The following is an 11,428-nucleotide window of genomic DNA, read 5'->3' as shown; positions in this document are numbered from 1 at the left end:
GCCGGTCGTTTCGCAACTGGCTGCTGAAGATCGCGACGAACCTGGCGATCGACCACGTTCGGTCGCGCAAGCGGCTTCGGGTGGTGGACTTGGAGCCGGAACAGGCGTTTGGATGGCGGGAGCGGGAGGATAGCGGCCCGGAGGTCCGGCGGTTGCTGGGCCGGCTTGACGAGGGTCAGCGGGCTGCGATCGCGCTCTTTCATTTCGAGGAACTCTCGTACGATCAGGTGGCCGAGGCGATGGGCGTGCCGATCAACACGGTGCGCACGCTGCTGCACCGCGGGCGGCGTCGTCTGGGCGAGTTGATCCAGCGGGAGAAGGCTATGGAGGACCGAGCATGGACTGCCGCGAGGCGGAAAGCCTGATCGACACGTACCTGGATCGCGAGTTGGACCAGGCGCGGACGGCGGCTCTGGAGGCGCACGTACGGGCGTGTCCGGAGTGCCGGGAGAGTTTGGGGCGGCTGATCGAGTTCCTTCGGTCGGACGATACGGTGGCGGCGCCGGAAGGGTTGTCGGACCGGATCGTGCGGACGGTGGAGCGTCGGATGGCCGGCCGGTCTCGGCGTTGGATGAAGCTGACAGCAGCGGGAATGGCCGTAGCGGCAGCGGCTGCGCTGTGGGTGGTCGGCTGGTGGGAGTTGGGCCAGAGCCACGCACCGGGGCGAGAATCACAGCCGCCTGTGGTTCAGGTTTCGCCGTGGATGGCGAGCGGGATGGTGCAGGCGGTGGCGACACAGGCCGGGCCGGCGGGGCCGGTCATTTCGGCGGCCCAGGCGCATCTGTTGGAGCGCAGCGCCCACGAGCCGCTGGAGCGGCTGGGGCGGGCCCTGGCGGATCGGGCGCTGGTGCGGACGGGCGAGACGGCCCGGGCGAGGCAGCCTCTGCCGGAGGAGGCGAGGCTGGCGGTGTTGACTTCACTCTATGGGGTATGGCGTTAGGAGAATTCCCATGATGGTAACGAATACGCGGACATGGCGGCGAGCCGGTTACAGTGGCGTGTCACTCTGGTGCGTCGCCGCGGCGGTTATGGCGGCGGCGGGAACCGGCTGGGCGGCAGAGCAGGATCGGATCGAACGGAAGATGGCGTTTGTGGAGAAGTGCGTTGAGGCGACTGAACTGATGGGATCGAGGCAGTTTGAGCAGGCCCTGGCGATTTTCGAGGCGTTGAACCGGGATTACAGCGATCTGGACGCGGATGGTTTTGCCGCGATCTCAGCGGGCGACTGCCTGCTGGCGCTGGAGCGGCGTGAAGAGGCGCGGCGAGCATATCAGTTGGCGGCGTCGCTGCACCCGGAGTTGCGCGAGCGGGTCGAGCAGCGGATCATCGATCTGGAGTTGACGCAGGACGTGGACGACGGACTGATCGAGCGACTGCGGCGGCGGGCGGCGGCGGGCGGCGAGGGTCAACAACTGGCCCAGTGGGACCTGGCGCGGGCCCTCCAGAGGCGGGCGCTGCCGCTGCTGGAGGAGGCGGATTCGGCGGTCCGGGCGGCGATGGGCGAAACGTCGCTGGGACGTCAGATGGGCGAGATGCATCTGAGCATGCTCAAGCACGTCAGCGACAGCCTGACGTCTCTCGTCGACCAGATCGAAGGGTTCCACCGGATGCGGCAGTTCGACAAGCCGGCATCCGACAAGCCGCTGCCGCCGGCACTGACCATCGAGGACCTGGAGTGGCGGATGAAGGCGGGCGTGAAGGACGCGGCGCCTGTCGCCTTCGAGATCAGGCGGACGGAGAGCTGCGAGATCGAAGCAACCGGCGACGGGAAGACGATCGAGCTGGCCCCGGATCAGCAGTTCATGCTCAGGCACTATCAGGAGGCGATCGGCCGCATCCTGGTGGAGGCGGCGGGCAAGGCGGATGGCAACGCGCAGCGGTAGCAAGAGCCAAATCAAAGCACAAAAGGAGAGAACCATGTTTTCGATGATGCGAGTGGTTTTGGCAGCCCTGATGTCGGTCTGGATCGGCGGGGTGGCCCTGGCGGAGGCGCCTGGGAGCGTGGAGCTGAAGTTCGCTCCGGAGGTCGGACGGGTCGAGTACCGGCGGATGGTGACCAAAACGGTGGGCAGCATGCAGATGCCGCCGCCGATGGGCGAGCAGAAGATGTCGCAGACGATGGAGCAGTTGATGCGGGCTGAGTGCATCCGGATCAACGAGGACGGTTCGGTGGTGTACGAGATCAGCACACCCGAGTTGAAGATGGACATGGTCGTGGGCGGCATCAAACAGAGCTTTGACTCCCGAGCGGCCAAGAAGAACGGCGAAGACGCGGCGCCCTCGTCCGGAACCGCTCCAGGGCCGGATTGCGCCATGTTAAAGGCCATGACCGAGATTCGCTATCATCTTATCCGCAGTCCCGAAGGCGAACCAATCCGGATGGAGGGGTACGCGGAGGCGATGAGGAAGGCCATGGAGGAGGTACGCGGCCAATCGCCGGTGCTGGACCAGATGCTGGAGATGATGAGCAAATCCTTCGACGACGAAACGATCCTGAAGATGCTCAAGTCGTCGATGCACAGTGTTTTCCGCAAGGCGCCGGTGCGGGTGGGCGAGAGCTGGAAGCAGGCCGACCGGGTGAAGTTCCCCTTCGGCGCGATGGAAATGGACGTGGACACGGAATACAAGCTGGTGGGGGTCGAGCCGATGGCTGGTCGATCGTGCGCGAAGATTCTGATTACTCGGACCATGCGTTCACAGCCGAATGCAGCCTCGGAGAATCCCATGGCGCAGTTCATGGACATGAAGCTGCTCGACAGCAACGGCGAAGGCGTCATGTGGTGGGACATCGAGCGCGGCGATCCCGTGCGGATGAAGGAAGTCACGAACATGACGATGGAGATGAGCGTCAAGAATCCGGCGGCGACGCAACCGGCTGAGTCGGTGAACGTCGGGCCAATGGTTCAGAAGCTCCAGACTTCCACCACGGTCGACCTGGTGGATCCGCCGCCCGCGGATGAGCGCACGGAAGAGAATCCCGCACCGTAGGGATCAGCGATACCTCCGAGACGACAGGATGGAGCAGGAGCCGGGCCGGGTATTGAGCACCCGCCCGGCTCCCGGTACGTCAGGTCAAGGGAGCATGACCCGTTCGAGAGCTCGATCGAGGCATGGAGCGCGGTTGGGCCAGAGGTAGCGGCCGACCGCACGGCGAAGGGGCAGCGGATCGGCCGGCCATATCGTGCCGCCGGTTTCAATTCGCCGGGCCAGTTCGATCAACTTTCGGGCGAGTTGCTCGGCTGAGCCGTCATAGAAGAAGGCGTCGGCGTTGGGAAGCTCGTCGCGGGACAGGACCTCGGGATAGGCCAGACGATCGGGCAGGAGCGGATAGGCTCCGGCGGCTGTCGCCTCAATCACGGCGATGCCGAAGAATTCGTGGAGGGCGGTCGAGACGATCACGTCGGCTTCGCCGAGGGCGGCGAGGTAGTCGTCGCGAGTCGGCTGATAACCCCAGCGGTCGATGCAGGGCGCGAACTGTTTTTCGGCGCGATCGAAGATTTCGGGGCTTTCGCGGAAGCGTTCGCCGATGACGCTGAGGCGGAAGGCGACGTTCTCCCGCTGAAGGAAATCGAGGGCCTCAAAGAAGGTTTCGGGATTCTTATCGTGCTCCCACCGGGCGGCCCAGAGGATTCGCAGGGGGCCGGGCGGACGGGGCGGGCGGTCCGCCGGCGAATCAATGCCCGGGTGTTCGACGCGGCTCTTGACAGCGATGCGATCCACCGCAACCAGAGGTTGGTGGTCGGGCATGCGTTTGAGGAATCCAGTCAACGCGGGCAGGAAGCTATCGCGGTGGAAGGCGGAGTTGAACCAGACGGACGAGGCGGCCAGAGCGGTGGTCAGGTTGGTCATCACGAACTGGTAGTCGCGTTCGCTTTCCCAGCGGACGGGGTAAGTGAGTTGGTTCTCGTGGAAGTAGACGATGGAGGGCAGCGAGCGGAGCGGCTGAGGGGCGAGGCCGAGGAACTCGGCGAGGTTGAGCATATCGGAGCAGAAGATCGCATTCCAGCGCTGGCCCTCGCGCAGACGGGCGGCGACCTGATCGGCGAGGGTAACGGCGGCGTGGCGCATCCGCCACTTCCACTTGTGCGGCGGCAGCGACAGGACCGTCCAGCGGTGTCGGCTGTGAGCCCGCCAGCCGTCGAGGAAGGCGCGGTGGCTGCCGCCGTAGTAAGGTTCGAGGGCCAGGATGTTCAACGGCTGTTCTGACGGATCGTTCATGGCAACTCCGCCGCCGCGGTCGTCCGTCATCCGCACTGCTCGACGAGGGTGCGTTCGGCGAGCAGCGGCAAGTGCGACTCGAAGCTTTCCCGCCGGCTGCGATAGATGACGCCGATGGGGATTTCGGGATCCCACTTGAGGGCCAGTTCCATCGCCCTGGCGCGGTCGTACGGGTCGTGCGAGTCGTCGATCGGGCGGACCCGGTCGCGGTACCACTTGTAGGTGTTGACGCGGTTGAAGGTGACGCACGGCTGAAGGATATCGAGCAGGGCAAAGCCGTTTTGGCAGCGGATGGCCTCGATCATCATGGCCTTGAGGTGGGCCTGATCGCCGGCGAAGGATCGGGCGACGAACGCGGCGTCCTCGGCGACGGCGACGGCGAGGGGGTGGAAGCGGTCGCTGACCACGCCGTGGGACTGGACCTTGGTGCGAAAGCCCGGATCGGAGGTGGGCGAGGCCTGGCCCTTGGTCAGAGCGTAGACCTGATTGTTGTGGACGAAGACCTTGATGCCGACGTTGCGGCGGATGGCGTGGATGAAGTGGTTGCCGCCCTCGCCGTAGATATCGCCGTCGCCGCTGGTGATGACGACCTCGAGTTGGTGGTTGGCGAGCTTGATGCCGGTGGCGGCGGGCACGGCCCGGCCGTGAAGGCCGTTAAAGACATTGGCCCTCGTGTAGTGCGGCAGCTTGGCGGCCTGGCCGATGCCGGAGACCAGCACGAGTTTCTTGCGGTCGAGGCCCAACTCGTCGACCACCTGGTCGAAGACCTTGAGGATCGGGAAGTTTCCGCAGCCGGGACACCAGGCCGGATCGTTGTTGTATATCCGATCGGAGAATTTCATCAGCCAACCCTCCTGGCGATCTGGTCGCCGGTGAAGTGCAGACCGTCGTATCGCAGCATGGTCCGGCAGGGACCGATCAGGTTCAGTTCGCGGAGGAGCGAGGCGAACTGGGCTGTGCAGTTGCCCTCGACGCAGACGATCTGGTCGGAGTTCGACAGGTCGAAACCGGCGTTGGCGGCGGCGGCACGGACGGCTTCGACGTTGATCGGCCAGACCTGCGGGAAGTGGAGCAGGGCGACGTTGCGGCCGGCCTCCTGGAGACGGTCGACCGCTTCGCGGACGGGGCCGTAGGTGGAGCCCCAGCAGATCAGCAGTTGTTCGGGGTTTTTCGGGCCGTAGAACTCGGGCGGCAGGAATTCGCCGATCATGCCCTGGAGTTTGCGCATGCGCTTGTCCTGCAGCTCGACGCGTTTTCGGAGGTTTTCGGTGATGTGGCCGTCTTCGGTGTGCTCATCGGAATCGACGATCACGAAGGCGTTGGAACCGGGCAGGGCTCGCGGCGAGACGCCGGACTCGGTCACGGCATAGCGGAGGTAGTCGTCCGGCGGGTCGGCCAGGATATGGCGGTCGACCGGGTCGTAGCGGTCGTCGAGGGCAGGGGCGTTGCGTTCCTGGTCGACGAGGTATTGGTCGGTCATGAGGATGGTCGGAGTCTGGTACTTGTGGGCGGTTTGGAGGGCCCGGCGGGTCAGGTGGTAGGCCTGTGTGATGGTGCCCGGCGCGAAGACGGCTTTGGCAAACTCGCCGTGTCCGGCGTGGATGGCGAGGCGCAGGTCCTCCTGGCCGGTGCGGGTGGGCAGGCCGGTGGCGGGCCCGGGCCGCTGGCCGAGGCTGATGACGATGGGCAGTTCGAGCATGCCGGCCAGCGAGACGCCTTCGGTCATGAGGGCGAATCCCCCACCGCTGGTGGTGGTGATGGCGGGCACACCGGCGTAGACCGCCCCGCAGATCATATTGACGGCCATGATCTCGTCCTCGGCCTGTTCGACGAGGATGCCGTAGCGGTCGGCGAGGGAGGCCAGGGCGGTGAAGACGGGCGTCGAGGGCGTCATGGGATAGGCGGCGACGAATTTGACGCCGGAGCGCGCGGCGGACATGGCGATGACGTCGCCGCCGACGAGGACGTCGTACTGAATGCCGTTGTGGGTCGGGGCCTCGACGTGGCCGGCGTGGTCGGAGGCGAGCTGTGCGCCGCGCTTGGCGCACTCGATGTTTTTGCTCACCACCTCGTCGCCCTTCTTTTCGAAATGTCTGGCGAGAAACTCGCAGAGCTTGTCGACCGGGTAGTCGAGCAGGGCGAAGGCCGCACCAGCGGCGACGGCGTTGGCCATGATGGCTGAGCCGGCAACTTCTTTGGCGGTTTCGGTGAAGGGCATGGCCAGCACGCGGTCGCCGCCGTCTTTTCCATCGAAGAGGATTCGGCCGTTTTCGGCGACCTCGTCACCGAGTTCGTCGACCGCCTCCGGGGCCAGGGCCACGAGGATATCGGCTTTTTCGCGGAGGGAATAGAGCGGGTAATCGGCGATGCGGACATCGTACCAGTTCAGGCCGCCGCGGATGCGCGACATGTAAACCTGGCCGGAGATCACGTGGAGCCCCAGCGAGGCCAGGGCGTGGACCAGCAGCATGCCGGTGGTCTGAACCCCCTGCCCGGCCTCACCCGCCACTCGGATGTTGGTATCCATAATGTCCCCCAAGGTCTGACGGTGCGGTCGGCGAGTTGACGACTCGGGACGGTTACTCGGCGACTTCGGAGAACTCGTCCTTGCTCACGCCGCAGACGGGACAGACCCAGCCGTCAGGAATGTCCTGGAAGGCGGTGCCCGGTTCGACGCCGCCGTCGGGATCGCCGATTGCCGGATCGTAGACCCATCCACACACGTTGCACACGTACTTCTTCATCTTGGCCTCCATCAACGCGGTTCACGTGCTGACGCCCGCCCGTCGGCAGGAGCATGACGGTCTTTATACCCGAACGACGCGCAGCGATCAACGTCGCAGTTGTTTTGACCGGACAGCACGCCGCAAGCGCTTGGCGGCCAGACGGTTGTTCAGTAGCGGCACCGGCGGATGGTCTCGATCATGGCCTGGACGTTTTCGTCGGACGTGCCGAGAGGGATGTCGTGGGTCGAGAAGATCAGTCCGCCGTCGGGACGGCCGAGGGTCTCGAAGACATCCCGCACGTGTTGCCGCACGTCATCGGCAGTTCCGTCAGGGATGGTGTAGCAGTTGTCGAGGCCGCCGTAGACGGCCAGGCGGTGGCCGAAGTCGCGTTTGAAGGCGGACAGGTCGTTGAGGTGCGGCTGAAGCGGATTGACCGCGGCCACGCCCATGTCGGCGAGCATCGGAACCAGGTCGCGGACGCAGCCGTCGGAGTGGAAGAGCACGGGCCGGTTGTGGGAATGGGCGATCGCGACCAGTTCGGCGGCGTCGTCGAGGCAGAACTCGCGGATCATCTCGGGCGAGAAACTCAGGCTGCGGGTGGTGGCCAGGTCTTCCATCAGGTAGATGGCGGTGACGCCGATCCGGCAGGCGCGGTCCACCACGACCTTTAAGGCGTCATTGATCCGGCGGGCCAGCCTGCGGAGTTCGTCCGGGTGGTCGAGCATGTCCATGTAGATTCGTTCGTAGGTCCGCATGCCGGCGATGATGCCCCAGGCGGTGCCGACGTCGAGAAAGACAGCGGTGTCGGGGAATTCGCGGAGGTCGGCCTGCATCAGACCGTAGACGTTTTCATCGTGCGGGTCGGGCATGGGAAGCTCGTCGGCCTGCGCCCAGTCGTCGAAGAGCGGGCCGGTGTGCCATTCGGTGCCGTCGCGGGCGACCGTCGGGCCGGACGGGAAACCCAAGCCGTGGAAGGTTTCAATCACGTCGGCCCCGCAGGCGGTGACCCGCCAGTGGCGATGGCCGTGCCGCTGCTCGTAGCCGGCCATGAGGCGGCGATCCATCCAGAAGTTGAAGGGCGGACGGTCGGGTTTCTGGCGGGCCAGAGCGGTCAGGACGCGGGTTTTGGAGTCCATCCGAGGTTGTTCCTTTCAACGATTGGCTTTGGCCTCTTCGATCATGGCGAAAATGTTCTCTTCCAACGTTTCGCGGCCGACCTGGTCGCCGGTGCCGATGATCAGCCGCGGTTCGCCCGCGAAGGTCTCCTTGATCTGCCGCACCTCGGCGCGGACGTCGTCGGAAGTACCGCGGATGAGGGTCGCGACGGTGTGGACGTTGCCGTTGAAGGTGACCTTGCCGCCCAGGCACCAGCGGACCTCGCGCAGGCCGGCAAGGCCTTCGACGTCGCCGCCGGGCGGGCGCTCGAAGGGACAGACGCAGTCGATGCCGATTTCGGCGAAATCGGAGACGGTCTCCATGCACCGGCCGTGAAAGTGGATGTGCAGGAGGCGGCCGTGCCGGTGGATTTCATCAGCCATGGCGGCGATGTAGGGTTTGTCCAGCCGCCGCCACATGTCCGGACCCGTGAGCGAGTTGCACGCGTAGCAGCAGCCGATGAAGAAGGACTCGAAGGGCGTTTCGCGGCAGGCCCGGCGGACCAGTTCGCGGTTGAACTCGATGTAGCGGGCCTGGAGACCTTCGAGCAGGGCGGGCTCTTCGCTCATGGCGTAGAAGAGGGCCTTTTCGAAGCCCATCGCGGCGGCCAGGGAGTCGAAAAAGGGACCGCCGATCGCCAACTCCAACAGGTAGTCGTCGCCGACCGCGCGGTGGGCGTCAACCGCGGCGGCAAAGCCGAACTCGGTGTCTGACGCAAGCTGCTGGCGGCAGAACTCAAGGGCGTCGGCTTCGTCCTTGACCGGCCACTCGACCAGCCACGAAGGTTCCTCCTTGTCGAAGACCTGGACGGTCTGGTAGGTCTTGCCGGCCAGATTGGTTTCGGCGGTCAGGCGATACTGGGTGGCTGAGAGTTTTTGCCAGTCGGCCTTGGAGGAGGCGCGCGGGTTGCGGGCGGACGGGCCGACGATGGCCCAGCCTTCGGTCCCGTACTTGAGGAACGTGGTCCGCAGGGCCTTCCACAGCGGGATGTTTCGCTCGAATTCGATCATGTCGACGCCAAGCACCTTGGCTGGGTAGTAGTACCAGAACTCGGGGGCCACCGGGTATCGGTCGGAGAAGACGCCGCGGTAGGCGTTGAGCATTCGCTGCTTGGGTGTGTAGCTCACAGCCAGTTTCCCTTCCTGGTCAGTCGCGCACCTTCAGGCGGGCGTACTTGATCGAGCCGTAGGCACCCTCGCCATACCAGGCGATGTGGGCCCAGACCATCCAGACGAGGCCCTCGTCGTCGACCATCAGGGCGACGTTGGCCGCCTGTTCGTGTTGCATGGGCGGCATCGGCTGGATGCAGACCATGTCGATCACATCGGGCCCGGTCCAGGTTTTGCCTTCGTCCGATGAGACGGCGACGGAGAGGAAAGTGCGCTTGGCTGGGTGGTCATTCCAGGCCAGGACGAAGCGGCCGTCGGGCAGTTTGGCCAAAGCCACGCTGGCGGGAGCGGCGACGATGCCGGTGTCGGCGGGCTGGGCCCAGGTTCGGCCGCCGTCGTGCGAGCGCGATTGCCACATCGTGCCGGTGTTGGTTCGCAGGTACATCAGGAGCGAGCCGTCGGCGCATTGGGCGATGGCCGGTTCGTCGAAGAGGCGGTTCGGGTCGTTGGTCTCCAGCAGGCAGCGACGCCAGGTCTTGCCGTCGTCTTCGGATCGCAGGACGCCGAAGCCGTTGCGGAACTCATCCGGCCTGGCGGGCGGGAAATGGCGGGTGTGGTAGCCGACCGGGAGGACCAGTTCGCCGCCGGCGAGCCGCAGGCCGTTCTCGCGGATCTGGAGCATGTACGGCTGACGCTTCTGGTGGAAATCGGTCAGTTGCCTGGGATCGGACCAGTAGTAGCCGGTGTCGTGGGATTCAGCGAGCCAGACGTCCTCGGTGCCGTCGATGAACCAGCCGTGCGAGGCTTTGACGCGACCGAGGTAGTCGTTGTAGAAGATCAACATCCGCTGGCGGGCGTGGATGAAGGCCACGTTGATCAGGCCGTGGTCGGGGCGGTCGGCGATCACGAACGGCTCGTAGGTCCAGGTCTTGCCGCCGTCGTAGGTTTCGCGACCCATAATGACCGCGTTGGGCGAGACCTCGTAGGCGCCGGCGGTCCAGGCCACCAGCACCCCGCCGCGCGGGGTGACCACGGCGTTGGGAGCGATGGCGAAGGGGTACGTCTCGTCGCCCTTCATGAGGTTGACGCCGATGTGGTCGAAAACGGTGCCGCGTGCGACGACTTCAACCGCTCTGTGGGTCGAATGACTTTGCATGGACCGCTCCTCGCCGAGCAGCGGGCGAAAGGGCTACAGCCCCGCCATGAACTGGTAGACCTGGTCGCTGAAGCCGGGCAGGCCTTCGTGGGTGAAGTCCGGGTAGATCGCCAGGGACTTCGGCGAGGTGATCTTGTTGTAGGCGGCGAACTGGGTCGAGGGCGGGCAGATGGTGTCCATCAGCCCGACGCCCATGAGGATTTCGCCGCGGATCCGCGGGCACAGGTGCTGGACGTCGATATAGCCGAGTTTGGTGAAGATCTCGTCCTCGCGCCGGTGGCAGGGGTCGTACCAGCGGAAGAACTCGCGGATTTCAGCGTAGGCGCCCTGGGCCAGGTCCATCTCCCAGACCCGCTGGTAGTCACAGAGGAACGGGAAGGTGGGCGCCGCCCGCTTGATGCCCGGTTCGAGCGAGGCGCAGGCGAGGGTCAGGCCGCCGCCCTGGCTGCCGCCGGCCGCTCCGACGCGCTTGGCATCCACTTCGGGCATGGCCATGACGATGCGGGCAAGCTGGGCGGTGTCGAGAAATACCTGGACGAACAGCATATTCTCGGGCGAGTCGTCGAGTCCGCGAACGATGTGGCCGTGCAGCGTGGTGCCGCGGACGCCGCCGCGATCCTCGGAGAACCCGCTTTGGCCGCGGCAGTCGAGCGCAGCCACCGAATAGCCCATGGCCACGTAGGCGAGCTTGTCGTGCCACTCGCCGGAACTGACGCCATAGCCGTGGAAGAGGACCATGGCTGGGTGCGGAGCAGCGGCCTGTTTGGGCCGGAGGTACTTGGCGTGGATCCGCGAGCCGCCCACGCCGGTAAAGTACAAGTCGAAGCATTCGGCGAAGGGAACCTGGAACTCGGCTGGGACCAGCTCGACCCGCGGGTCGAGGGCCCGCATCTCGGTCAAACGGGAGTCCCAGAATTGGTCAAAATCCGCTGGACGGGGGTTGATTCCTTGGTACGTCTTGAGCTCATCGAGTGGTTTGTCGATCAATGGCATGGCAGTTGATAACTCCTGAAAACGACTTGGCCGCAACCGCGAAACAGGACACAATCTAACCGGCGGCGACG

The 11,428-nt window shown here is 65.3% G+C and carries 12 protein-coding genes; 4 read left to right on the top strand and 8 right to left on the bottom strand.

Annotated features, from left to right (window positions below):
• The 4 genes from GXY33_01965 to GXY33_01950 form a co-directional block, all read left to right on the top strand.
• Positions 1-365 (top strand): sigma-70 family RNA polymerase sigma factor (locus GXY33_01965; GenBank protein NLX03889.1); only part of this gene is annotated, 365 nt, incomplete at its 5' end.
• A complete protein-coding gene (locus tag GXY33_01960; protein ID NLX03888.1) occupies positions 338-940 on the top strand; it encodes a zf-HC2 domain-containing protein in 603 nt (200 codons plus the stop codon). The genes GXY33_01965 and GXY33_01960, both read left to right, overlap by 28 nt.
• A 10-nt stretch (positions 941-950) precedes the next feature.
• Positions 951-1,883, top strand: a complete 933-nt coding sequence (locus GXY33_01955; protein NLX03887.1) for a hypothetical protein — start codon at positions 951-953, stop codon at positions 1,881-1,883.
• Positions 1,884-1,917: 34 nt separating this feature from the next.
• On the top strand, positions 1,918-2,988 hold the full coding sequence (locus GXY33_01950; GenBank protein ID NLX03886.1) for a hypothetical protein: 1,071 nt from the start codon (positions 1,918-1,920) through the stop codon (positions 2,986-2,988).
• 84 nt (positions 2,989-3,072) lie between these two features.
• Here GXY33_01950 and GXY33_01945 read toward each other — a convergent pair whose 3' ends face one another.
• The 8 genes from GXY33_01945 to GXY33_01910 all read right to left on the bottom strand — a co-directional run bounded on the left by GXY33_01945 (position 3,073) and on the right by GXY33_01910 (position 11,357).
• Positions 3,073-4,218, bottom strand: coding sequence for a DUF3524 domain-containing protein (locus tag GXY33_01945; protein ID NLX03885.1), 1,146 nt, complete (start codon positions 4,216-4,218; stop codon positions 3,073-3,075).
• 26 nt (positions 4,219-4,244) lie between these two features.
• Positions 4,245-5,060 (bottom strand): 2-oxoacid ferredoxin oxidoreductase, encoded by an 816-nt coding sequence (locus GXY33_01940; protein ID NLX03884.1) that lies wholly within the window; start codon positions 5,058-5,060, stop codon positions 4,245-4,247.
• Complete coding sequence (locus GXY33_01935; GenBank protein ID NLX03883.1) at positions 5,060-6,745, bottom strand: 2-oxoacid:acceptor oxidoreductase subunit alpha; 1,686 nt, start codon at positions 6,743-6,745, stop codon at positions 5,060-5,062. The genes GXY33_01940 and GXY33_01935 overlap by 1 nt, the downstream gene beginning before the upstream one ends.
• Positions 6,746-6,797: 52 nt before the next feature.
• Positions 6,798-6,962 carry a rubredoxin gene (locus GXY33_01930; protein ID NLX03882.1) on the bottom strand — a complete coding sequence of 55 codons (165 nt, stop codon included), beginning with the start codon at positions 6,960-6,962 and terminating at the stop codon, positions 6,798-6,800.
• Positions 6,963-7,111: 149 nt separating this feature from the next.
• Positions 7,112-8,080 carry a hypothetical protein gene (locus GXY33_01925; GenBank protein NLX03881.1) on the bottom strand — a complete coding sequence of 323 codons (969 nt, stop codon included), beginning with the start codon at positions 8,078-8,080 and terminating at the stop codon, positions 7,112-7,114.
• A gap of 15 nt (positions 8,081-8,095) precedes the next feature.
• Positions 8,096-9,226 (bottom strand): hypothetical protein, encoded by a 1,131-nt coding sequence (locus tag GXY33_01920; protein ID NLX03880.1) that lies wholly within the window; start codon positions 9,224-9,226, stop codon positions 8,096-8,098.
• Between the two features lie 19 nt (positions 9,227-9,245).
• On the bottom strand, positions 9,246-10,364 hold the full coding sequence (locus tag GXY33_01915) for an exo-alpha-sialidase (protein NLX03879.1): 1,119 nt from the start codon (positions 10,362-10,364) through the stop codon (positions 9,246-9,248).
• Between the two features lie 33 nt (positions 10,365-10,397).
• The gene (locus GXY33_01910; GenBank protein ID NLX03878.1) at positions 10,398-11,357 is read right to left on the bottom strand and encodes an acetylxylan esterase; all 960 of its coding nucleotides are present in this window, start codon (positions 11,355-11,357) and stop codon (positions 10,398-10,400) included.
• Between the last annotated feature and the right edge of the window lie 71 nt (positions 11,358-11,428).

Source organism: Phycisphaerae bacterium, from assembly GCA_012729815.1.
Classification (GTDB): domain Bacteria; phylum Planctomycetota; class Phycisphaerae; order JAAYCJ01; family JAAYCJ01; genus JAAYCJ01.
This window is presented reverse-complemented; position numbering and strand designations above follow the sequence as displayed.